Source organism: Ruminococcus sp. RTP21484sp1_RTP21277st1_D2_RTP21277_210401 (assembly GCF_040924225.1).
Taxonomy (GTDB): domain Bacteria; phylum Bacillota; class Clostridia; order Lachnospirales; family Lachnospiraceae; genus Blautia_A; species Blautia_A faecis.
In genome coordinates, this window is record NZ_JBCOMJ010000004.1 from 80,142 (window position 1) to 103,024 (window position 22,883).

Annotated in this window: 22 protein-coding genes; 5 read left to right on the forward strand and 17 right to left on the reverse strand. The window is 41.5% G+C overall.

Annotated features, from left to right (window positions below; translation table 11 throughout):
• Positions 1–98: 98 nt before the first annotated feature.
• The 6 genes from AB5706_RS04305 to AB5706_RS04330 all read right to left on the reverse strand — a co-directional run bounded on the left by AB5706_RS04305 (position 99) and on the right by AB5706_RS04330 (position 7,403).
• Positions 99–1,706, reverse strand: coding sequence for a MutS-related protein (locus AB5706_RS04305; protein WP_173717799.1), 1,608 nt, complete (start codon positions 1,704–1,706; stop codon positions 99–101).
• 123 nt (positions 1,707–1,829) lie between these two features.
• Positions 1,830–2,411, reverse strand: coding sequence for a LysR family transcriptional regulator (locus AB5706_RS04310; RefSeq protein WP_173771451.1), 582 nt, complete (start codon positions 2,409–2,411; stop codon positions 1,830–1,832).
• Positions 2,412–2,686: 275 nt separating this feature from the next.
• Positions 2,687–4,111, reverse strand: coding sequence for an alpha-L-fucosidase (locus AB5706_RS04315; RefSeq protein WP_173771449.1), 1,425 nt, complete (start codon positions 4,109–4,111; stop codon positions 2,687–2,689).
• Between the two features lie 71 nt (positions 4,112–4,182).
• A complete protein-coding gene (locus AB5706_RS04320) occupies positions 4,183–5,010 on the reverse strand; it encodes a carbohydrate ABC transporter permease (protein WP_173771446.1) in 828 nt (275 codons plus the stop codon).
• Between the two features lie 12 nt (positions 5,011–5,022).
• Positions 5,023–5,904, reverse strand: coding sequence for a carbohydrate ABC transporter permease (locus tag AB5706_RS04325; protein WP_173771444.1), 882 nt, complete (start codon positions 5,902–5,904; stop codon positions 5,023–5,025).
• 152 nt (positions 5,905–6,056) lie between these two features.
• Complete coding sequence (locus AB5706_RS04330; protein ID WP_173771442.1) at positions 6,057–7,403, reverse strand: carbohydrate ABC transporter substrate-binding protein; 1,347 nt, start codon at positions 7,401–7,403, stop codon at positions 6,057–6,059.
• Between the two features lie 274 nt (positions 7,404–7,677).
• Here AB5706_RS04330 and AB5706_RS04335 point away from each other — a divergent pair, with 274 nt between their 5' ends.
• The 3 genes from AB5706_RS04335 to AB5706_RS04345 are packed head-to-tail and all read left to right on the forward strand — an operon-like array spanning position 7,678 to position 13,100.
• Positions 7,678–9,447 carry a cache domain-containing sensor histidine kinase gene (locus tag AB5706_RS04335; protein ID WP_173771441.1) on the forward strand — a complete coding sequence of 590 codons (1,770 nt, stop codon included), beginning with the start codon at positions 7,678–7,680 and terminating at the stop codon, positions 9,445–9,447.
• Positions 9,448–9,499: 52 nt separating this feature from the next.
• Complete coding sequence (locus tag AB5706_RS04340) at positions 9,500–10,678, forward strand: response regulator transcription factor (RefSeq protein WP_173771439.1); 1,179 nt, start codon at positions 9,500–9,502, stop codon at positions 10,676–10,678.
• Positions 10,679–10,721: 43 nt separating this feature from the next.
• Complete coding sequence (locus tag AB5706_RS04345; protein WP_173771437.1) at positions 10,722–13,100, forward strand: glycoside hydrolase family 95 protein; 2,379 nt, start codon at positions 10,722–10,724, stop codon at positions 13,098–13,100.
• Positions 13,101–13,157: 57 nt separating this feature from the next.
• Here the strand turns inward: AB5706_RS04345 and AB5706_RS04350 are convergent, their stop codons facing one another.
• From AB5706_RS04350 to AB5706_RS04390, 9 genes are all read right to left on the reverse strand, one after another.
• Complete coding sequence (locus tag AB5706_RS04350) at positions 13,158–13,448, reverse strand: transposase (protein ID WP_313718794.1); 291 nt, start codon at positions 13,446–13,448, stop codon at positions 13,158–13,160.
• Between the two features lie 114 nt (positions 13,449–13,562).
• On the reverse strand, positions 13,563–15,227 hold the full coding sequence (locus tag AB5706_RS04355) for a dicarboxylate/amino acid:cation symporter (protein ID WP_173771436.1): 1,665 nt from the start codon (positions 15,225–15,227) through the stop codon (positions 13,563–13,565).
• 110 nt (positions 15,228–15,337) lie between these two features.
• A complete protein-coding gene (locus tag AB5706_RS04360; RefSeq protein WP_173771434.1) occupies positions 15,338–15,553 on the reverse strand; it encodes a nucleotidyltransferase domain-containing protein in 216 nt (71 codons plus the stop codon).
• 42 nt (positions 15,554–15,595) lie between these two features.
• Positions 15,596–16,180 (reverse strand): sugar O-acetyltransferase, encoded by a 585-nt coding sequence (locus tag AB5706_RS04365; RefSeq protein ID WP_173771432.1) that lies wholly within the window; start codon positions 16,178–16,180, stop codon positions 15,596–15,598.
• 60 nt (positions 16,181–16,240) lie between these two features.
• Positions 16,241–16,711, reverse strand: coding sequence for a GNAT family N-acetyltransferase (locus tag AB5706_RS04370; protein WP_148462037.1), 471 nt, complete (start codon positions 16,709–16,711; stop codon positions 16,241–16,243).
• A gap of 85 nt (positions 16,712–16,796) precedes the next feature.
• Positions 16,797–17,243: a flavodoxin family protein gene (locus AB5706_RS04375; protein WP_173771430.1), complete on the reverse strand. Its 447-nt coding sequence runs from the start codon at positions 17,241–17,243 to the stop codon at positions 16,797–16,799.
• A gap of 350 nt (positions 17,244–17,593) precedes the next feature.
• Positions 17,594–18,574, reverse strand: coding sequence for a leucine-rich repeat domain-containing protein (locus tag AB5706_RS04380; RefSeq protein ID WP_173771428.1), 981 nt, complete (start codon positions 18,572–18,574; stop codon positions 17,594–17,596).
• A 319-nt stretch (positions 18,575–18,893) separates the two neighbouring features.
• Positions 18,894–19,052 carry a hypothetical protein gene (locus AB5706_RS04385; RefSeq protein ID WP_173771427.1) on the reverse strand — a complete coding sequence of 53 codons (159 nt, stop codon included), beginning with the start codon at positions 19,050–19,052 and terminating at the stop codon, positions 18,894–18,896.
• A complete protein-coding gene (locus AB5706_RS04390; RefSeq protein ID WP_173771425.1) occupies positions 19,049–19,273 on the reverse strand; it encodes a hypothetical protein in 225 nt (74 codons plus the stop codon). Before AB5706_RS04390 ends, AB5706_RS04385 begins: the two co-directional genes overlap by 4 nt.
• Between AB5706_RS04390 and AB5706_RS04395 the strand changes: the two genes are divergently transcribed.
• A complete protein-coding gene (locus AB5706_RS04395) occupies positions 19,243–19,542 on the forward strand; it encodes a substrate-binding domain-containing protein (protein WP_148462035.1) in 300 nt (99 codons plus the stop codon). The genes AB5706_RS04390 and AB5706_RS04395 overlap by 31 nt on opposite strands.
• A gap of 113 nt (positions 19,543–19,655) precedes the next feature.
• Here the strand turns inward: AB5706_RS04395 and AB5706_RS04400 are convergent, their stop codons facing one another.
• Both AB5706_RS04400 and AB5706_RS04405 read right to left on the reverse strand, forming a co-directional pair.
• Positions 19,656–21,098, reverse strand: a complete 1,443-nt coding sequence (locus tag AB5706_RS04400; RefSeq protein ID WP_173771423.1) for a hypothetical protein — start codon at positions 21,096–21,098, stop codon at positions 19,656–19,658.
• On the reverse strand, positions 21,095–21,574 hold the full coding sequence (locus tag AB5706_RS04405) for a sigma-70 family RNA polymerase sigma factor (protein WP_148462033.1): 480 nt from the start codon (positions 21,572–21,574) through the stop codon (positions 21,095–21,097). The genes AB5706_RS04400 and AB5706_RS04405 overlap by 4 nt, the downstream gene beginning before the upstream one ends.
• A 234-nt stretch (positions 21,575–21,808) precedes the next feature.
• Here AB5706_RS04405 and AB5706_RS04410 point away from each other — a divergent pair, with 234 nt between their 5' ends.
• Positions 21,809–22,882 carry a helix-turn-helix domain-containing protein gene (locus AB5706_RS04410; protein ID WP_148462032.1) on the forward strand — a complete coding sequence of 358 codons (1,074 nt, stop codon included), beginning with the start codon at positions 21,809–21,811 and terminating at the stop codon, positions 22,880–22,882.
• Position 22,883: the final 1 nt, after the last annotated feature.

Genomic DNA, 22,883 nt, shown 5'->3' on the forward strand with positions numbered 1-22,883 from the left:
TAAAAAAAGAACAGCCGATACATATACTCGAACTGTTCTCCTTCTTCCGAAGTCCACGCAGCATTGACATTACTGTTTCCAGACATGATCTGCTGAATTTATAAGGCATCCCAGATTCCTTTATTTTCAAAATTAAATGCCGCATTTCGTGCATCCTCTACAATTTCCTTGTCATAACCTAACATATCCAAAAGCTGAATCGCATTTCGGGATGTGGCTCTTCCATTTTTCAGGACATAGGAAAATACCACCTCTTTTTCCTGTACGTCTTCCTCAAAATGATAGTTTTCATACTGGGAATCCAAAATGTACGACAGTTCTATGTCATGAGTAGCTGCAAAAGGCAGCACCCATTTTTGCCGAAGTGCATTTAAAATTCTGGATGAAGCAGCAATCCTCTCAACCGTATTTGTACCTCGAAGCACTTCATCAATAATACATAAAAGTGGCTCCCTTTTCTTACTTTCTTCCAATATTCGTTTCAGCGACTTGATTTCTACAATAAAATAGCTCTCTCCACTCTCTATATCATCCCGCAATGCCATAGATGTCATAACTTTCAAAAACGGTGCCTGGTAGGATGAACAAGTACAGGTAACAAGCGTCTGGGCAAGAATACTGTTCATTGCAACATTTTTTAGGAATGTAGATTTTCCGGATGCGTTAGAACCGGTTACCAAAGTTCCTCCGGCTACTTGAAAGCTATTGGCAACTGCCTCCTGAAGCAGTGGGTGATACAGATCTTCTACAGCCATTTCAATCTGCGTGACACCACTTTCCCAGCTTTTAAACTCAGGTTTGCACCAAAGCGTAAGAAGTTCCCGAAAAGACGCAATGGAAATACACGCGTCCAGTTCTCCAATATTATCAATAAGCTTCAAAATAGAGTCCGTTTTGTCCTGAATTTTTTTCAAAAGACCGTTATAAACCAGAATGTCTATATGAGTCAGCATTCTGATATAGTCCATAAGAATCTGTGCCGGATCTCCTCCATCTGTATTTTTACTGGTCAAAAAAATTGCTTTCCGGTTAAGACCCTTAAACACCGCTCTGGCTTCTGCAATAGCAGACATCTGCTTTCTTGTTTCTGACCATTGCACATTCTTTATTTTTTCTGCAACAGATAACATTCGAAGCAAGTGTGCATAACAATCCAGGTAAGCTTCGATTAATTTTCGGTCATTGCCTGCATAATAAATTGTAATATTTGTTATCATTAAGACCATGAAGCAAAAAAAGCCAACTACTGGCTTCACAGGTAAAAGCACTGCAACATTCAACACCAGCAGTATCAACATAAACCAATGGATTCCTGTTTTTACCTCAGGAGAACTTTTAAGAGCCAATACCGTATCCGACAAAGAACCTAATCTCGTTTTTCCAATCTGCGACAGGAGCAGCTGCATATGCTCCCGTTCTTTTTCATGTTGGGAAAAAAAATCTATCAACTCATCTCTTTTGTCTATTTCAGCCTGAGAAAATACCGGTCTTCGCATCATATCATAAAGCACATCTTCCCCAGGAGAAGAAATCGTCTGATTTACCATCTTATAAAGGCGATCCATATCCAGATCATTCCAGGTAATATCGTCTATTGCAAAGCCTTCTTTTTCTCTTCGTCTAAAATAATGGGAAATCTGCTCAATATCGCCAGGCTCATATTGCCTGGTATACGGCTTCCCCCAGTTTTTTCGAATTTTAGTCAAGATACGCTTTTTATTTTTATAATTTTCATATATAATCCATAAAACAAATAGCAAAAGACATACTGCTATTGTCAAGATTACTGATACATATGGATTCATTCCGCTTTCACCTCTTTTATGTAATCAATTCAATAAAATTGTATTTTTTAGTTCTCTTGCCGCAGCTCCCATAGGATGCTGGCTGTCATACACCAGGCAGATCTGGCGCTCCGGGATTTCATCTTTTAATGGAATCTGTACGATCTCTTTTTTCAAAAGGGAAGGTACGGCCATTGGCTGGGGTAAAAATGCAAGCCCGAGCTCGCATTTTACCAGAGGCAGAATCTGGTCCGCAGTGGCAGCTTCCGTATCCGGGGAAAGATCCAGGCCATGAGATAAAAATACACTGTTGTAAAATTTATAGGTCATAGTTTCCCGCCCAAGAGAAATCATCGGATAGTTCTTTACCTCCCGAAGGGAAAGCTCCTGGCTGCCAAGGGCGGTAAAAGTAGTGCCACCAACCAGGATCTCCTGAAAGGGCATGAGCATGATCTGTTTCAATGGGGAATCCACCTCTGCCGGAGTGGAAACTACTGCAAAATCAATCCAATTCATGGCCCGGGTAATATTAGGCTGGCTGTTGTTTAACGCCTGAGCCGCCTTGGTAAAGTTGTGGTATTTTGCCACATAATAAAAGATCTTATAATACTCGAAGTTAACGTCCATAATATTTTTCCTTTTCTTTTGGCGTATCATATGTTTATTCCAGCTATATCAATTATAGTTTTTACTTATTTCTACGTCAAGCGTATTATGTACTCGAAAATCATATGGCGTTGTACTTGCCATATGTTTCCCTCTTAAGGTAGAAACTACCACCCCTCCCCTGTATATCGCTTAAGAGGAAAATACCCTTTAGGATGATTTCTACTCCTAAAGGGTATTTTTATAAATAATTATTTATTTAATTTATGAAATAATATAAAACAATACTTAACCGCTCAGGTATTTTCCGGATAAATCCCAATAAACGTTAGAAGCGGAAGTACACGGAAATCATGTAAAACAATTTTCATTTCCCTGGCTTTTTTCCCCTTAACAGGAATGATCTTCTGATAGCCAATTACCGTTCCTGTGTAAATACTGTTCCATATTTCCCCTTCTTTAACAAATACCTCATATTTTTCTACTCTCTGGCTATAGCAGACAGCCTCTTTTAATACCAGATACCCCAAATTGTATGAGTCGTCCAGGCAAATCGTTATCTCTACTGGCAGCTCACTGCTTTCAGGCTGATACCATGCTTCCAAAGTATCCTCTGTCAAATTGGAAGCCGGATGCGCTGGATCTTCATTTTCCGAAAAAACATGTGCTGTACTCATTAAATTATGAGCAAAAGATTTCTTTTTCCAGCTTCCAAATTCTTCCAGACGTTTAACATCATTTTTATGAAGAAGTCCGTTTGGCATAGGTGGAATGTTTAACAAAAAGGTTGCATTTCCTCCAACAGCCCCAATATAGATATGAACCAGCTCTTCCAGACTTTTCACCTGATCATCTTCTTCTGGATGATAAAACCATCCAGGTCTTATAGAAGTATTTACTTCTGCCGGATACCAGATCAGATCCGTTTCACCTTCAAGCGCTTTTCTGCTTCCAAGATCTTCCATATCACTGGTAATCCGGCGCATTCTGAATTCCTCATCATCGGTCTGCTGGCTTCTTTCCTGTACACTCTCTGCAAGTGCTGTACGCGCAGGAACAACACTCCACTCAGATTTTCTTACATCGCCAGCTTCATTTCCACACCATCGGATATCTGGCCCGCACACACAGATACATGCGTCTGGCTGATATTTTCGAACACATTCGTAATAGCGATTCCAGTCATAGACCTGTTTTTTCCCATTAGGTCCTTCCCCACATGCACCATCCAGCCAGACACTGAAAATATCCCCATAGCCGGTGAGAAGCTCAGTCAGCTGTGCCAGATAGTAATCGTCATATTCTTTTCCACTTCCATAGCAAGGCTGATTGCGGTCCCATGGGGAAAGATAAATTCCAAATTTCATTCCATGGCGGTGGCATGCTTCGGACACTTCCCGAACCACATCTCCCCTGCCATTTTTCCATGGGCTTGCTGCAACGCTGTGACTGGTATATCTGGTAGGCCACAGGCAGAAACCGTCATGGTGCTTACAGGTAAGAATTACGCCTTTCATGCCGGCATTTTGTGCTGCAGTCACCCACTGGTCTGCGTCAAACTCTGTAGGATTAAAAATTTGCGGATTTTCCGTTCCATCTCCCCATTCCCGATTGGTATATGTATTCATTCCAAAATGAAAAAACGCATAAAACTCTGTTGCCTGATAGGCAAGCTGACGGCGGGAGGGAACAATTTTTATTAATTCCTGATCAGTTGGCATATGATTTCTCCTTTAATTTTCATATATTTTTCAGAAAGAAGATACTATGCAGACAGCTGCAAAAAATAGTTTCATCCCTTCAACCCGCCTGCACCGATTCCCTGAAGCAGATATCTCTGTCCAATGAGATAGATAATAATTGTTGGGATCATAACGATTACAAGTCCGGCAAACAGGGCACCCCAGTCTGTAGCATATTTCTGCACCTCAAACAAATTTGCCATACCGATGGGAAGGGTTTTCTTTGCATCTTCCGTAAGAAGAACAAGTGCCAGTGGATATTCATTCCAGAAGCCCATGGCACTTAACATGGTAATGGTAGCGATTCCGGGTTTTGCAAGAGGCACCATAACTCTTAATAACAGCTGGATATTAGTAGCACCGTCAATTCTTGCAGACTCCTCATAATCCCTTGGTACCGCAGACATAAATCCCTGCAAGGTAAAGATACAGAAAGGAAACTGCATAACTGCATAAACAAGACATAATACCGGCAGGTTATTTAATCCGTTCACAGCCTGTAATTCCAGAAACAAAGGAATCATAATGTAAGTAGCCTGCAGAAAAATGCAAGCCATGTAGACCGTAGAAATCAGCCTGCTGCCCACAAAACGGTATCTTGCCAGTACATAAGAGATGGGAATGACAAAAAGCAGAAGCAATACAGTGGAAAGCACTGTCACAAATATGGAATTTCCAAAATAAGCGGCGATATTTGCTTTCTGCCATGCTGCCACAAAATTATCCAGATTCAAAGCTGCGGGCAATGCATAAGGATCTGTCAGATATTCTGCATTTGTCTTAAACGCAGACATCAGATTCCAGAAAAGCGGATACAAAAAGATAACGGTAAACAGAATCATCAGGATCCTGATACACCAGGTTCTTACAGTTTTCATCAGTCTCCCTCCCTATTCTTTTTCAGATGATACTTTTTTAGAAATCATTGCAAGCACGATTGCAAGAATCAGGGTAAACATGGCAATTGCCATGGCATATCCAAAATTGGCGTTTCGCATACCCTGGGTATACATATACTGTAAAAGTACACTGGAAGCACCATTTGGTCCTCCACCTGTCATAACATTGGACAGGGTAAAACTTAAGTTGATAGTACCAGACAGGGAAAGTATATAGGTCGTTCCAATAGATCTGCGAAGCAGCGGAATGGTGATCTTAAAGAACTTCTGCACTCCTGTTGCGCCATCAATGGAAGCAGCTTCATAAACCTCCTGGGAAATCCCATCAATGGAAGCCACATGCATGACCATGTAATAACCAATGGCCTGCCACACCAAGGCCGCACCAATACACCAGAGAGCTGTTTTTCCCTCTCCAAGCCATGCATGTTTCCAGGTGGAGAGATGGAACAGATCCAGTATATGATTCAGAATTCCTCTTGTGGGATTAAACACAAAGGACCACACAATACCAACTACAGTCATGGAAACAATACTTGGGAAAAAGAATACGGTCCGGTAAAATGACTTTTCCTTAAGCTGTCCCTGAGTAAGGATAAATGCAAATACAAGACTTAGAAATATGGTCACAGCCGGGATTACCAGCATCAGCTTAAGAGTATTAAACAGTGCCTGAAGAAAATCCTTATCCTGGAACATATACCTGTAATTATCCAAAAATACAAATTTGCTGTTAAAGCCTACGCTAAGTGCAGTGGAACTGGTAAAAGACAGATAAATGGCATTTACCATAGGGACAATCATAAAAACAATGGTTAAGATCAATGCAGGAAGCGTACACAGGGCTATAAATAATCTGGGCTTTTTTACCACGCTTGCTCACCTCTTTAAATTTAAATATTGAATAACTGTGGATGACATCACCGATTGGCAATATATCTATTTAGGGTTACAAAAGGCTGCCGCATACATTGTGCAGCAGCCTTTCCATGCTTTACCGTTTTTATCCGGCTGGCATATGAAGTTTAGTTGGCAGCTTCCATATCAGCACGAACCTGTGCGAAAGCAGCTTCTACGTTCTGTGCCCACTCTTCTACTGTCATTTCATCGTTCATAACAGAAGTGATCGGGTTGAAAATCTCATCTTTCGGGTTGATCTTGCAGTCAGCCGGAACTGCTGCAAAGCTCATGATCAGGGAGGAAGCATTTGCCTCTTCGTAGATTCCGTACATATTGTAGATTGCAGTAGACAGCTTATCTTTTGCTACTTCACGGGCACTCTTGGTAGCATAGAGGGCACCGGAAGCCTCTGCAAAAGCAGATACGGATTCATCGCTGTACAGGAAACGGAGAAATTCTTTTGCAAGCTCTGGGTTCTTGGCAGCTGCCGGAATAGAGAACTGCTCGCAGCTGTCAAATACATAATGCACATCATCAGCATTCTCGGTTGGGATCGGAGCCATTGCAAACTCGAATCCGTCTTCTCTTGGAGCATCCTGCATCTCATTTTCCATCCAAGTTCCGTTCGTGATAAATGCAGCTTTTCCAAGCATCATCTCTGTCTGGGACTCAGTATGGTTCATACCTACAGTACCCTCTAACAGGTTGCCTTTCTCTGCAATTTCTTTGATATGGGTAAGAGCCTTTAACACACCTTCGTTGTTGAAGGAGCCTTCCTCATAATTGGCAATCTTGGTAAGAGCTTCCTCGCCGCATTCATTTGCAATTGCCGGCCAGAGCATTTCTTCCATATATCCCGGATAAATTCCCTGATAGGTAAAAAGAGCACGTCCGTCAATATCCTTTAAGGTATCGCCAAGTGCAAAAAACTCGTCCCATGTTTTTGGAACTTCCAGATTGTTCTCATCGAAAAAGGTCTTGTTGTAGATCAGACCCTGCGGACCGCTGCTAAATGGTGCAAGATAGATTTCGCCATCTCCGTAAGGAGCACATTTGGTACTGGAAAGAATACCGTCTGTAATATCATCCCGAAGAGTTCCGGTTCCTGCATAGTTCTCTCCGTCAAATACATCGTCCAGGTTCAGAAGCGCATGCTCTTTGATCAGGGAAAGGATTACGCCATCCTCAGCGCCATCATTAAGGCAGATAAAATCCGGTGCGTTTCCGGCTACGATCTGTGGGCGGATAATATCACCAATAGTCGGGCTAATAGTCATGTTTACTTTCACGCCCTCATGGCTCTCTTCGAAAAGCTCTACCATCTGGTTCCAGTAAGCATCTCCGTATCCACCCTGGAAAATGGCAATGTTCAGTTCCTGTTCTTCTGCTTCCGCAAATGCTGTGAGCGGGGAAAGTACAGTAGCTGCACTCATGGCAAGAATCATTGCAGATGCTGCAAATCTTTTTTTCATAGGTTGTTTCCTCCTTCTTGTTGGCTTTTATTACGTTTGCCTGATGATGCTATTATAGTGCAAAAATCTTTTGTCGTAAATTAACAAAACAATTCTCATTATGGAACATTTTCTTGTAAATAATATCTGATATGGATTTTCTTGCAGCATATATGTATTATTTTTTCATCTTTTGCTTTTTACATAGATTATTCTGTTTTTTTCCTGTATAATGAATGAAAATAATAATATTTTGACAGATACCCGTCAGTGGTCAGCAACAGGAGGAGCCTCCATGGAAAAAAAACATCATTTTCAGGGATTTCGTAAATTCAGCATCAAAACAAGACTTGTAATTGCCCTTCTGATGATTTCTATTATCCCATTAGCAGGAATCAGCGGCTATTCTTTTCATATATTTTCCGCGGCACTTCAAGAGAAGCTTTCTGCATCTATTTCCCAGACCCTGTCCATGATCAATCTGAATATGGTAAGTGAAGTCGAGAAATATCAGTATTTGTGTGGTTCCATCTGTATCAGCCAGGAAATCAAGGAAGGTCTTCTGAAAAAAGATATGACTGATATGGAAAAGAATCAGGCAATTATCGAAATCCAGAAGATGATCCGGAGCAAGATCATTTACCCTGCTCAGGCGAAAAATATTACTGTTTATGATACAGATGGAAATATTTTTTATGATCTGGGCTATGACGGGTTCTATCAGGAAGATGTGGACCGGATCCTATCGCAGCTTGAGGAGCAGGAACAGGATGTGTGGGCTTATGCACATACTTACCGTGACAGAAATATTCTGGTTCTCGGAAGAAGGATTTACGAGCAATATTCCAAAAGCCGGGTGATCGGATACACTCTGATTTCTATTGAAGAAAAAATCTTTTCCAAGACGGTACTGGAGCCTGTGGGACTGTCAGATTCTTCCAATATTATGTATATGAATCTGGATGGAACGGTGCTCTCTTCCTGGAACCGAAGTATCGCCCTGGGGGAGAAAACTAATGAGGAGCTTCTGAAAAAAATCCAGGAAAGGCTTCCAAAGAAAACCGATTCCTTTAGTATTCAGGAGGATGGAGAGGAACAGCTGGTGACCTATATTTTTAATAAAAATCTGAATCAGCTGTTTGTATATACCATGCCTTACCACTATATCAATTCAGAGGTTTATGCCATGCTGAAACAGATTCTTGTGGTGGTAGTGTTTCTGGTTTTACTATGCATCGTAATTGTAGCCATGGTATATCAGGGAATTATGTCTCCTATTAAAAGAATGCTGGAATTCTGCAGTGAGGTTTCCGAAGGAAATTTATCTGTGCGTATTCAGGACAAGCATAAGGATGAACTCTCCCGGCTTTCCGGCAGCATGGATCATATGGCAGATACCATCGAACATCTGATGGACCAGCAGAAGACTCAGGAAAAGAAAAAAAGAGAGCTGGAGCTGCAGATGCTTCAGTATCAGCTGAATCCTCATTTCCTTTTCAATACTCTGAACAGTCTTCGGTTTGTGGCTGCCATGCATAAGGATCAGATTGTAAGTGACGGAATCCAGGCGCTAAGCAGTCTTTTACAGAATACTCTTACTAATAAGAATGAATATATTACGATTCAGGAGGAACTGGAAAATCTGGAAAATTATTTTTCCATTCTTAGGATCCGGTATGCAGGAAGCTTTGAATATTCTTTCCATGTGGAGGAGGATGAGCTGCTCTCCTGCCTGGTTCCAAAGCTGATTCTGCAGCCTCTGGCAGAAAACTCGGTGATGCACGGTTCGTCAGATAATGGCACGGTGATGGAGATTCAGATTACCTGCTGGCGGGAAAATGCGGATGTAATGATCGAACTGTCTGATGACGGCAAAGGCTTTGAGGTGACAGTTGACGCTCTGGCACCTCACCCGGAGCGGAAAAGGATTGGCGTCGCCAATGTAAATGACCGGATCCAGCTGAATTTCGGACGAAAATACGGGCTGAAAATTAACAGCCAGCCGGGAAAAGGAACTACTTGTACCCTGACCCTGCCGGAGCTTTATGCGGACACGCTTTCATAAAATACACAACTAGAGCCTTTTTCAAACACGCTCTGGTCAGAAAGGACGATACATGTACAGTATACTGATTGTGGATGATGAGCCTATTGTAAAAATTGCGCTTCGTTCCATCCTGCCCTGGGAGGAGCATGGCTTTTCTATTTGCGGAACGGCATCAAATGGACTTGAGGCATTGCCTTTGATCGAACAGCATCATCCGGATGTGATCATCACAGACCTGAAAATGCCTGGGATGGACGGGCTTGAGCTGATTCGGACTTTAAAGGAAAAGAATTGTCCGGGAGAAATTCTGGTACTTAGCAATTACGAGGATTTTGATTCTGTGCGAAGTGCACTGCTGCTTGGTGCGGCAGATTATCTGCTGAAAATTAAGATCCAGCCAGATACCCTTCTTGCCTGTCTGAATAAAACGGTAGAAAAATTAAAGGACAAAGTGCCCAGAAATTGGGAAACCGAAAAAAAGGATCAGGAAGAGGATATATCAAAGCTGCTGCTGGAATTTTTCCAGAAGGATGTAAAGCTTTCAGATTTTATGGGACAGCATGCTAAAACCAGACTTGCATTTATGGAAGCTTCCTGTGCCGTCTGCTATGTAACCTTTGAGAAGTATTTATCTAATGACGCATTTTCCATCTCCGGGAGTCTTCTGCGGGATATGATCCTGGATGCGGTTCAGGGAGTGCTTCAGCCCTATATTCTGGTGCTGAACGATTATAGCGCACTGGTTGTTTTTTCCCAGACGGAGCTGTCCGACAGTGAAATTAAGGTGGAACAGCTGGTAAAAAAGCTATACAATCGTTTTACCATGTACCAGTCCTTTGCACCGGATATGCCCTATCAGGAAATGTTGGAAAATTACGAGGAAGCGCGAAGTGTGTTCCGGGAATTTTCCTCTAATGAGGGACACTATAAAACTGATGTAGCGAAAACCCTGGAGTATATGGAGGAAAATTACATGTACAGGCTGACCCTGTCTTCTATTTCTGCAAACGTAAATTTAAGCTCCAGTTATCTGTGCAGGATTTTTAAATCTGAGGTTGGCACAAGCATTACCAATTATCTGAATAATCTGCGGATACGCAAGGCCGCAACCCTGATCAAGGAGAATACCATGTCCATGAAAGAGATTTCTTCCATGGTAGGAATTGATGATCAGCTTTATTTCAGCAGGCTGTTTAAGAAATGCATGGGAATTTCGCCATCGGAATATGGAAAGAGGTATCATCAGTAGACAGATCATAACACCAATATACCATAATGAAAGGAATAAATATATGGAATTGTATTATAAAAATCCGGCAAAATGCTGGCTGGAGGGATTTCCACTGGGAAATGGACGAATGGGAGCGGTTATTCACGGAGCTTTGGAACATGAGGTATTACAGTTAAATGAGGATACCTTATGGTCAGGCTCTCCTTACAGCGGACAGACCGGACTTTCCCCTGAAGTAGTGAAGCAAGCCCGGGAGCTTGCAAAAGCCGGGAAATATGAAGAAGCAAAACAGGTTATGGAAAAAAAGCTGGAAGAAGCTGAGGATGTACAGGTTTATCTGCCCTTTGGGGATCTGCATCTGGATTTTGTGGAGGATAATTATGATGCTGATGGAGATACAGTTGCAGGTGCTTCGCCGGATTCAGATACAGCTGTGACAGATTATGAGAGGCATTTGGATTTAGATCGGGCTGTGGCTTCTGAGTGCTATGTGAGAAATGGCGCTAAGCTTACACGTACCTGCTTTATCAGCGCACCGGCTCAGGGACTTGTGTATCAGATTAAAAGCAGCCGGCCCTTTTCTATTTTGATCCACTGTGACGGAGCCTTTATCCGTGAGAAAAATTATACGGAAAATCATTTCACGCTTACCGGAATCTGTCCAGGAAGAAGCGGACTGAAAGTTACTAAGGAAAATAAACCGGAAGAATTTCTTTTCCCGGACGAACCAGAGCTTCAGGGTGTACACTTTATAGGAGAAGGGTGCGTAACTGCAGAAGGTGGAAAGGCTACTGGATCTGCTGATGGAATTCTATTGGAGCATGTAACTGGGGTGGAAATCCGTATGGCAATCCGTACCAGCTTCCGGGGATTTGACAAAGCATATACTGAGCAATATTCCGATGCCCAAATTCATCATATGCTGGCTGCCGATTTAGAAAAACTTTCAAAACCATTTGAAGAGCTGCTGAACGAGCACGTAGAGGAATACAGGTCTTTTTATGGGAGAACTTCATTGAGACTGTGGGATGATGTACCGAAGATTTCTGCTGAAACTTCTCAGTATGATCTGCGGGAGCGTCTTGTAACATTTCATGAGGGCGCATCTGACCCGGAGCTTTATGCAATCCTGTTTGCTTTCGGAAAATATTTGCTCATCTCATCTTCCAGACCAGGGACCCAGGCTGCCAATCTGCAGGGAATCTGGAGCAATGATATTATTCCACCATGGTTCAGTGATTTCACCGTAAATATCAATACCGAAATGAATTACTGGATGACAGGGCCTCTGAATCTTGCCAAAATGCAGGAACCACTGGTAAATCTTTGCAAAGCGCTGGTTAAAAATGGACAGAAAACCGCCAGAGAACTGCTTAACTGTGAAGGAACTGCCTGTTTTCACAACACGGATATCTGGGGTAAAACTTCTCCTGCAACAGGAAAAGCGGTGTGGGCGTTCTGGCCTTTTGGAGAGGCATGGCTCTGCCGAAATCTGTTCGACCAGTACTTATTTACAGAAGATAAAGAGTATTTGAAAGAAATCATGCCTATACTTGAGGAAAATGTGCGGTTCTGTCTGGCTCAGCTTCAGGAAACAGATCAGGGACTTGCTATCTGTCCCGCCACCTCACCGGAAAATCTATTTTATGAGGATTGTTCCGTGGCAGAATACAGCGAAAATACCCTGGCCATTGCAAGGAATCTGTTTCAGGATTATGTGAAAGGCTGCGAAGCGCTTGACTTGCAGAATCAGATAATGTGTGATGTGCTGGAAGCGCTGGAGCGCATGGTACCTACTGCTATTGGAAGCAAGGGACAGATTCTGGAATGGAACCAGGAATTTCCAGAACAGGATGTGCATCATCGCCATGTTTCTCATCTTTATGAGCTTCATCCTGGCTGCGGCATTACTCCACAGACACCAGAATTATATAAAGCAGTGAGAAAAAGTCTTGAACTTCGGGGGGATGAGGGAACCGGATGGAGTCTGGCTTGGAAGGTTCTGATGTGGGCCCGTATGGAAGATGGCGCTCATGTGGAGAAAATTATGAAAAACCTGTTTTATGTAGTAGATCCAATGGAAGAAATGGGAATACGAAGAGGTGGCATCTATCCCAATTTATTTTGTGCCCACCCACCGTTCCAGATTGATGGAAATTTAGGTTACAGTGCTGCGGTTGCCGAGATCCTGGTTCAAAGCCAGGGAGAAGAGCTTGTCCTTCTCCCTGCGCTCCCACCCTCCTGGAGAAATGGGGAAGCCACGGGGTTCATTGCCCGCGGAAACATCCGCGTGGATCTTAAATGGGAGGGGAAGAATGTCACCTACACCTTAACTCCTGCTCATGACACCACTTTACGTCTCCGCGTCGGAAAAGGGGACGTGAGGGGCTATTCACTGCGTGGGGGCGTGGCATACGAAGGAAATGGGATGCTAAGCTGAGGAAGAACTTTGTGAGAGCAGACGGTTTTCCGCCCGTCTTATTCGCCTGTTTATTCGTTACTCTGGAAGGCGCCCTTCGTACATAATACTCAGTTCACCATACACCTGTGCCCAGTTCCGGATCGTACTGGTCCATCTCTTGGTAACTTCAAATGTGGCAAGATACAGAGCCTTTAATAGAGCTGTATCGCTTGGAAATACGCTTCTCTGGCGATTCAGTTTCCGGTAGGTAGAATTCAGGGATTCAATGGTATTTGTAGTATAAATCACCGTCCTGACCGTCGTCGAAAATTTAAAAATTGGAGAAATTCTATGCGTTGTTTTCTCATATTTGCAGATAACGCCAATCATCTAAACTAATTAAATATATTATAAGCAAGTGCATGTACCTGACATAAACCATGGATTGGCATGTAGCTTCTATACGAAAGCTTAATACCTATTTTTTATAGTTTCTTCAAACTAACTCATATATTTTTCCATATCAAGCTTCTTTTCTGATTTTGCAACAATTAGGGATGCTGTCACATCGCCCAGGCTGTTGCTCATTGCACGCATCATTCCAAGCAGGGAGTCCAGTCCCATGACCAGTCCGATTCCTGCAAGCGGAACATTCAACTGTGTCAGAAGTACAGACAGGCATACAAGCCCCGCTCCTGGAACTCCTGGCGCACCTACAGAAAGAACAAACACGGAGAAAAACATAGACAGCATCATTCCACCGTTGATATCAACACCGAAAACTCTTGCCAGTGCCATGCCAAATATCACCAGATATATACAGGTTCCGTCCATATTTACCGTTGCCCCCAGGGGAATAGACAGGGAATAGATTTTCTTTGATATACCAAGTTTATTCTCGCAGGCATCCATGTTCACAATGATCGCCGCATTACTGGAAGCCATGCCGAACACCTGAAGCATTGTGGGACTGTATTTTTTCAAAAAGGGAATCGGATTCAAACGGCCGATTACTCCAAGTAATATACAATATACAGTGATCATCGCCACGATTCCTACTGCAAAAGTTCCCAGCATGGCCAGCATGGACAACAGCACATCCGGTCCTGTCTTTAATACAACCGATACAATGGAGCAAAAGGTTGCAACAGGTATGAAACGTACCAGCATCACTGTAATCTTTAGGAACAGGTCATTGCATGCTTCGAATATATCCTTTAATAATCTGGAATGCTCCCCGATCTTCTCTAATGCAATTCCAATCAGAACTGCCAAAAAGATGAGCTGCATCATGTTGGAATCTAAAAACGGTTTTACAAAGTTTGCCGGAATGATTCCTACAATTGTATCCTTGATTGAAATACTTACATCCGAAACCGACACCGTAGCTGCATCTCCAGCCAGTTTTGCCGCAAGCTCTGGATTACCTGGCTTCAATAATTCAAACACACCTGTTGCCGTAAGAATTGCCAGAACCGTGGTAAGCAGGTAAAAGCCCATGACTTTTCCACCAATACGTCCGGCTTCTTTCAGATCTCCAAATTGGGAAATGCAGCATGCTATGGAGAAAAATACTACCGGGCCTACAATCATCTTCAAAGCATTCAGGAACATTGTGCTGATAGATGTAAAAATAGTATTGTTCAGTGCTTCGTTCACGCCTGAAGGTACAAACACTTTCATCAATACACCTATTACGATTGCAGCTATTAAAGCCAGCATTGTATGTAATACCATGGCATGGGGATTTTTCTGTACTGTAATTTCTACCAGGTTCATGTTGTTCTTGTTTTTATAGCGCAGTCTTTCTTCATTCGCCTTGAGAAGGACATCCCGGATTATTTTTTCTTCTTTTTCCTGTGCGCTCTGAAGATCATCATTTTCCTGGTCCAGTACTTCTTCTATGGTATGACCATAAATAAACTGGAATTTCTCACCACGGAGTGACAGATTCACATATACCCTGCCAAACCTTTTATTCAAAATAATGCAGATCTTTTCATCAGGGTCTTTGGCATGCTCCCTTAATTTCACCAATACTTCCTCTACTAAAAGCATTGTCTTTATGGTCTGCTTTTTCTCTATGCCAAACTCTTCCAGACCTTCTTTGATAAACTCTATTCCCGCTTTTGTATGCTTCTGCTCTACCAGCAATCTTTTGCTCATAGTTCTTTTAATCCCTCCTAACCCTAAAATCTTTTATTTACAGTTTTTGATTCCACTTGACGTCATATAAGTTCCTACCAATACCGATATAACTGCAATAATACCGGAAATCAAATCGGTGTGTGAAGTTCTCCCATTTCTGATAAAATCGTCCGGACCTGTTCAGCATCATGAACAGAGATCATTAAATCAATATCATGAAATTCTGAAATAATCCCTTTAAAGTACAGCAGCATAGATGCGCCTAAAGCCCACTCTATATTTGCCTCATTAAATCGATGTGCAATTTTCTGTAGTAATTCAATTTTCTTCTGTATTTCAGGCATAATATCTCCCACTTGTATATTTATCTGGATAAAACATGTTTGTTACTGATTCCTACGGACCACTCTGCAAGGACTGCCTACAGCAATCACATTGTCGGGAATATTTTTTGTTACAACACTGCCTGCTCCAATCACAACATTATTCCCGATGGTAACGCCCGGTAAAATAATAGCTCCGCCACCAATCCATACATTATTTCCAATGATAACTGGTGCTGTTTGTGTTTTACAAAATTCAAATGATCCGTCTTCTTTAGGTATCCCGAAGCGATCTATGGCATTTGTCGGATGAAATGCCGTATAAATCTGTACATTCGGTGCAATTAAGGCATTATCACCGATACGAATTATATTGTCATCAAGAAAGGTACAATTCATATTTACTTCACAGTTATTTCCGAAGTAGATATTATTACCATAGTCAACGTAAAAAGGAGCCGTTATCCATAAGTTTTTGCCTTTTCCGCCAAGAAGTTCATTCAGAATTCGTTCTTTTTCATCTGCATCCGCAGAATTCATCTGATTATAATCTCTTACCAGATATTTTGCCTTATGCCATTGTGTCAGCAGTTCCGCATCTCCACAATCGTACAGTTCTCCTGCCAGCATTTTTTCTCTTTCTGTCATAGGTCCCTCCATCTGATATCCAGTCCACATTGTTTTTTAATAATACCATAAAAACAGGACTTATAATATGTATTCCATTTGTCTTTCTTTTGTTCGCATCCCCATTTTCTCATAAAACTTTTCTGCTGAAGTATTTCCTGTCCATACATTCAATGTCACTTCATAGCAGCCCAGCTGCTTTGCTTCGTTTTTTACATATTCAAACAGGCTTTCACCAATATGCTGACCTCGTGCTTCCTGATCAATACACAGATCATCAATAAAAAGAGATTTAAATGGAACCATATTGTTTGAAAAAGGCTGCTCCCGTAATTGACAAAATGCATACCCTACGCAAACATCAGCCTCATTTACTGCAACATATATTGGTGTTTCTTTATTCTTCAAAATCTCTCTCAATTCGTCTATGGTATATTTTGTTGTACCCGGAATAAAAATATCAGGTCTTATATCTGCATGAATTTGCAGCACCTGTTTTAATAACTCTAGAATTCTCGGAATGTCTTTTTCTTTTGCGTCTCTGATCATCATTTTCGCTCTCCTTTTAACAGATTAATTTATCCTCATTTTCCTTCCCCAATCGCAATATTTCCATCTCTAAAATCAAGAAATACTATCAACCATGTTTTATCTGGCATCCTTTTACAAACTCAACTGCATTTTTAATATCTTCAGCATCTGGATGCCCTTTTGCAATTCCACCAACCAGTTTAAATGGACCAAATGTGTCATAGCCCTTGCATCCGAATTTTCCAATTACCTTAGAATGCTTCTTACTCAAAATCTGCTCTATGGATTTATAGTTCGCATTTCCACCATAAGTACAAATCAGAAATACCTTTTTGTTGTCTGGTAAGTTTTTCTCCGCAAATCCCAATAATGATTGATGAAATTTCGAAAAATAGATTCCCGATGCAAAACCAATCATATCATAGCTGCTCAGATCTGCATTTGGCTGCTTTACAGCATCAATCAAATCAACCTGACACTCTTCTGCTATGCGCTTTACTAATTTTTCTGTATTTCCATGATGCACAGATGCATATGCGATTGCTTTTCTCATTTGTTTTCCTTTCTGAGAAAGTAAAGCGGATATTCCAGGTCCGCTTTGCTACTTGCTCATGAACGCAGTCGCTTCGTGACCTGTGTTCAAATTATCGAAGCTCCTATGTGTATGATATCTTTATATTATCATATATAGCTTAACTATTCTATATTCTTCGGATCAAAATAACCTGTTTTTGCAGACATTTGAGTATGCAAATCAGAAAAAGATCCCTTTGCAAAGCGAATGGCTAAAACGCCTCCACTTTACTGGGATCTTTTCATGCATACAATGTTAATGTACCTCGACGGTTAATCAGATTTCCCTGTCAAGCGGATATTCCAGGTCCGCTTCGCTACTTGATTCGGTTAAATACCATATTCACCAACTATGCCATCAATATCCGGCATTGGATCATCCGACAGCTGGCAGCTGTCCTTCTGTACCTGGGATTTATTTACAATTATATATGCACTGGCAAACTTCTGAATCACAAGCTGCAGCTGTTCATCAGTAGTATCCTCTGGCACCATGATAGTAACTGTGCTGTTCTGTAAGTTCACCCAGTCTGCTTCCATTACATCTGGATCAATCCCTTCCAGACAAATTGTTTCGATTCCTGTCAGCATTGCAAATGCTGTCATATTAAGATTCTCAACTCCGCTGCGAATGTGTATTTCCTTCAAATCTTCACATCCGATAAATGCACAACTGTCAATATTCTTCGCATTCACACAGAACTGCTCCAAACCTGTAGCTCCAAAACACTGTACCCCGATTCTGTTTACCTTTCCCTTCCACCATACGGTCTTCAAATTCTTACAGTAATTAAACAGGTAATTGTCCATCTCTCCAACCCCGTTCACAAAAATCACTGTTTTCAATCCCTTACATTCCTCAAATAAACCTTTATTCGTATTTTCCAGAGGTGCATAACAAATCACAGTTTCCAGATCATGGCAGTGGGTAAAAGCACTGTCCTCTATAGACTTCAATGTCTCCGGCAGAATCAGACAGCGCATTGGCAGCCACTCGCCTTCTTTCTGATTGGTTGCCATATCCGAATGCACATAATCTCTTGCACATTCAAAAGCATTATAAGAAATATTTTCTACCGGCACACCACCAATCGTACGCGGTATAATAACATCCACAGATGTTCCGATATACGCAGTAATCGTTCTGCTTGCTTCATCAAACTCAAACTCTTCTTCCGGTAATGCTTCATAAGGCATCTCTGTCAGGCACTCCACGGCTTCTTCCGGAACAGTTTCTTCTGCCCTTACCGGTACCGCAATTCCTGCCAGTATTGCGATTGCAATCACCACAGTCAATATCCTTTTCTTCATTCTGCTGCCCCCTTTCCACAATCAATATTATGCAATCTTTACATTATCAGAATATAGTAAAAGAATTTCATTGTCACTATCATTACAGCCAGTAAAATTATGTTTAATCCAATAATTTTCCTTTACGATATGATCTGACCCAAAAGAATAGGTACACTGAAATTTACAGGACGAAGCAAAATTGCGGAAATAAGAAGCGTTTCTCGATTTCATTTCTGATTTCGAAAAACGCTATTTAAATGGCGGGTTCTGAGGGTACCTTGCCATCATTTCTTACCGCAATCGTAATATCTTCCATCAGCGTTCCACTGTTTTGTGCCTAAACTGCATACAATGTAACATCTTTATCCTGAATCGGATATGAACTACCTGGCATATAAATTATTTGTGCGTAAGCATCTTCATTGGTGGCAGGATCAATTACATTGGTATTTCGTGTTTCTGCCCAGCCCAGCAATATATGATTTGCTCGATTCATACTTGTCCCATCCGGTAGCCTGATTGCTTTGGCATCATAACTTCGTATCGGAGCAGGGCATATTTTTCCGTCATAGAAGTCCTGAAATCATCCACATTGATAAAAGAAAAGCCTGTTTCATTTCCGTTTTCTATCACAAAGTAAAGTTCTTTTCCAATATAATTTTTCAGTTGATCATAGATTCGAATAAGTGAAAGTCCTGCGTCAGGATCCTTTGGCATCTATTTTTTTAAATTTGGTTCTAAAGAAATACGGAGAATTACCTCCAACCTATCAGGTTGTTGGTTTTGACGATTCACCGATTGCGTCAGAATACCTTATACCATTCAGCACGATACATCAGCAAATCGATGTTCTTACTAAAGAAGCCATGGATATCCTCGTCATGCAGATGAAAAACCGTAAAAAGCGTCGCCCAGCTATTATGGAGACCCCCATTCACAAAACAGTACTACCCACTCTAATTAAACGTGAGACAACCATTTTTTAGTTTTTATCCAAAAGTCCCGGAATCCACATTACTGGCATTCCGGGACTTTTAACACGACAGCTGTTGACTGCCGGAAATGGTTAATTTGCTTCGTTTTTTACATATTTAAACTATTATTTGCGAATATCTACAAGTCCATTTTTTAGTATATTTTCAGAAAACTCATACGAGGCTCCATCACCGGTTACATTAAGATACAGATTTTCCAGGTCATTTTCATTTACGATCCAGGCCATGTTCAGCTGCACGCTTTCATCTGGCTTTATAGAGGAAATGTAGTTTCCGCCATTGCCATAATTTTCAGAGACATTATAATAAACCATTTCTCCGGTCTTTGCCATGCCATCCCAGGTGATGCGGTCATAGCCATCGCCGGACTGTTCCGTTGGAACGTAAATCTGTACTCTTCCATTTTCCTTTGTCATGGTTAGCAAAGCACCAAGATAAAGCATATGGTCGATTTCCTCATCTGAATTGTTTGTATAGGTCACTGTGGCATAAACCAGTTTCTGGTTCACAGCTTCTGACTTCACAATCTCATCCAGGGAATTGATTCCATCACCAGATTTTACATAATTCAATGTATTTGCAGACAGTTTTCCATCAGCCCCAATTGCTTCTGTCCATTCCTCCGGTATTTTGTCAGGCTCAAGAAGCTGAAGGTCATCTGCGATCTGGATGGAATCCACCTTTGCAGAAATGGTTTTCGTCAGATACTCACCATTTGTGTCTTCCCCAGTCGCATTCAGATCAAAGGTGTCACCGATCTGGTAAACAGGCAGCTCCTTCTCATTTACAGAAGTGATTATTTCATCATCATCATTTTCTATCTTTTCAGCTATCATGTCTTCACTCCAGGTAGGCATCCCGGCAGTTTTTACCATAGTTGTGTTTCCCGTAATCACCAGATTCTCAGCCACCTTTATGGCATCCTCTTTTGATACGTCATCTCCTATGTAGATCATAATCACACGGTATAAATCCGGGCAGACAAGGTAAATTCTCTGGTTAAAAGTTCCACTTTTGGCGATGCTATTATACTTTAGGTATACTCCCTGATATTCTCCAAATGTACGCTCCTCGCTATCAATAACATTCTGATCCTGCACAACCTGTCCCAGATCATTTTTATCCAACAGAACAGATGCAAAGCTAAACCCGCCGGTCTGTTCATGTTCCGGATACTGAAGATGATACTCGTCATTCCAGCTCATGCCTTTTGGAATGTATCTGGCAAACAGATTTACCTTTGGAACCTCATCTGGAAGCATGGTTTCCTTTGCCATGCTATCGGCATCAATTTTAACCGCTACACCATAAGCGCCCTGCTTCTCCAGAAACCAGTGATACAGATTTACACCTGCATATGCTGCTGTGGAAACTGCCAGCGTACAAGCAGCTGCTACAGCTGCGATTTTGGGAATCGTCCATGTTTTTCTTCTTTGAAGATTCATCACCTTTGTATCCTGTATCTGCTTTGCAACCTCATTTTGAATCATTTTATGGATAAAATCCGGTGTTTCGGGAATATCGCTTTTCATATCTTCTAATCTCATACCAGCACCTCCTGCAATTCCTGCCTTAATTTTCCCCTTGCCCTTGCAAGTCTCTTCTGAACAGCACCTTCCGATATTTCAAGGATCTGGGCGATTTCTCTTACGCTGAAATCTTCTATGTAATACAAAATAACGGGCAAACGCAGCTCCTCTTTTAAGGAATTTACAGCGGCATACAATTCGCTGTAATCCTTTGACTTTTCTGATTCCATTTCCAGTCTGTCCTCCAGATCTTCAAACGAAATAAACTTACTGGACTTACGTACGAGGTTGTAACATTCGTTGATCAAAATTCGGATCAACCAGGTACGGGCATATTTATCGTTTTTTAATGTGTCTATTTTGGAAAAAGCTTTTACAATTGTCTCCTGGATAGCATCTGCACAGTCCTGGTCACTGAATAAGATTGTTTTTGCAGTTGAGTATAATTGTCTTTCCGAATCCAGGACCAGATTTCCCAGTTGTTCTTTTGTCATTTAAATACCACCTCTTTTTCATGCCGGCCAGCTTTTTCTTTACATCTATTAGACGCATAGAAAACAAAAATATCCCCCAATAATTCATTTTCGCATAAATAATTATGATAAGCTGACTATGCAAATGCTAAACTAACAGTCCAAAAAAAACTAAACTAATTGTACTCTTGATACCTTCCTTATTTGCAAATTTGCAGTAAAATATAGATATAAAGAAAAAGGGAGGTACCAAAGATGAAATTATCACTTTCTGCAAATATAAGCAAGTTGCGAAAAGAACACGCTATGACACAGGAGCAGTTAGCGGAAGCTTTAGGCGTTACCTTTGCATCTGTCTCAAAATGGGAACGGGGTGTGGCGACGCCGGAATTAAACCTGATTGCGGAGATGGCAGATCTGTTTGAGGTGTCTATCGATGCGCTTATCGGATACCAGTTTAGAAACAATAACAGAGAAACTGTAATTACAAGGCTGAAGCAGTATTCTCACGACAGAGATACTGAGGATGTTTTTTCTGATGTTGAAAAGGCATTACAGTGTTATCCGAATTGTTTTGATGTTGTTTATTACAGTGCCAGAATCTACCGTTTAAGAGGACTGACGCAAAAGAATGCTGCTTATTCAAAGAAGGCGCTTTCCCTTTGTGAACGTGCATGTATACTGATCGGACAAAACAAAGATCCGGAGATAAGTGATGTTTCTGTTCGCAGGGAAATGGCTGAAATCCATTTTGCGCTTGGGGAATATGACAAAGGAATTGCATTATTGAAAGAGAACAATCCATGTCGGCTGAACCACTCTTCGATTGGAATGGTGCTTGCATCCTCTTGCAATGATCCGGAGGGAGCACTTCCCTTTTTATCGAGGGCATTATTAGATTTAACTGTGACGCACTTTGAAATTGTGGTGGGATATATGAATGTTTTCTGTAAGACAAAAGATTATGCAAATGCTCTAGCTCTTGTGGATTGGGCTCTTGCCTTTTATCCCGGGCTAAAAGATCCCGAAAAACAGGGATATATGGACAAAAGCGAAGCATTTCTTTGGGCACTGCGAGCGGATGTTCTGCTGTCGCTGTGTAAAAAAGAAGAAGCAATCAACAGCCTTCGGCGAGCAAAGGATGTTGCATTGCACTTCGACGAATCACCAAATTACGATGTTTCAAGTATCCGATTTGTTTTCTGTAAGACTCCTGCAAGCGCTTTTGATGATTTTGGTGATACTGCCATGATTGGGGTTGATGAATTTATCAAAAGCCAGGAAAAAAGCGAGCTGAGCAATTTATGGAAGTGTGTCAGGGATGAATAAC

Coding starts and splice junctions, on each gene's coding strand:
- AB5706_RS04310 (WP_173771451.1), bottom strand. CDS start 2,411: ATGGACGTTAACTTCGAGTATTATAAGATCTTTTATTATGTGGCAAAA.
- AB5706_RS04370 (WP_148462037.1), bottom strand. CDS start 16,711: ATGATGATCAGAGACGCAAAAGAAAAAGACATTCCGAGAATTCTAGAG.
- AB5706_RS04390 (WP_173771425.1), bottom strand. CDS start 19,273: ATGCCAAAGGATCCTGACGCAGGACTTTCACTTATTCGAATCTATGAT.
- AB5706_RS04345 (WP_173771437.1), top strand. CDS start 10,722: ATGGAATTGTATTATAAAAATCCGGCAAAATGCTGGCTGGAGGGATTT.
- AB5706_RS04340 (WP_173771439.1), top strand. CDS start 9,500: ATGTACAGTATACTGATTGTGGATGATGAGCCTATTGTAAAAATTGCG.
- AB5706_RS04405 (WP_148462033.1), bottom strand. CDS start 21,574: ATGACAAAAGAACAACTGGGAAATCTGGTCCTGGATTCGGAAAGACAA.
- AB5706_RS04380 (WP_173771428.1), bottom strand. CDS start 18,574: ATGAAGAAAAGGATATTGACTGTGGTGATTGCAATCGCAATACTGGCA.
- AB5706_RS04365 (WP_173771432.1), bottom strand. CDS start 16,180: ATGACAGAAAGAGAAAAAATGCTGGCAGGAGAACTGTACGATTGTGGA.
- AB5706_RS04335 (WP_173771441.1), top strand. CDS start 7,678: ATGGAAAAAAAACATCATTTTCAGGGATTTCGTAAATTCAGCATCAAA.
- AB5706_RS04400 (WP_173771423.1), bottom strand. CDS start 21,098: ATGAGATTAGAAGATATGAAAAGCGATATTCCCGAAACACCGGATTTT.
- AB5706_RS04410 (WP_148462032.1), top strand. CDS start 21,809: ATGAAATTATCACTTTCTGCAAATATAAGCAAGTTGCGAAAAGAACAC.
- AB5706_RS04360 (WP_173771434.1), bottom strand. CDS start 15,553: ATGCCTGAAATACAGAAGAAAATTGAATTACTACAGAAAATTGCACAT.
- AB5706_RS04320 (WP_173771446.1), bottom strand. CDS start 5,010: ATGAAAACTGTAAGAACCTGGTGTATCAGGATCCTGATGATTCTGTTT.
- AB5706_RS04330 (WP_173771442.1), bottom strand. CDS start 7,403: ATGAAAAAAAGATTTGCAGCATCTGCAATGATTCTTGCCATGAGTGCA.
- AB5706_RS04315 (WP_173771449.1), bottom strand. CDS start 4,111: ATGCCAACTGATCAGGAATTAATAAAAATTGTTCCCTCCCGCCGTCAG.
- AB5706_RS04375 (WP_173771430.1), bottom strand. CDS start 17,243: ATGAGAAAAGCAATCGCATATGCATCTGTGCATCATGGAAATACAGAA.
- AB5706_RS04385 (WP_173771427.1), bottom strand. CDS start 19,052: ATGAATCGAGCAAATCATATATTGCTGGGCTGGGCAGAAACACGAAAT.
- AB5706_RS04355 (WP_173771436.1), bottom strand. CDS start 15,227: ATGAGCAAAAGATTGCTGGTAGAGCAGAAGCATACAAAAGCGGGAATA.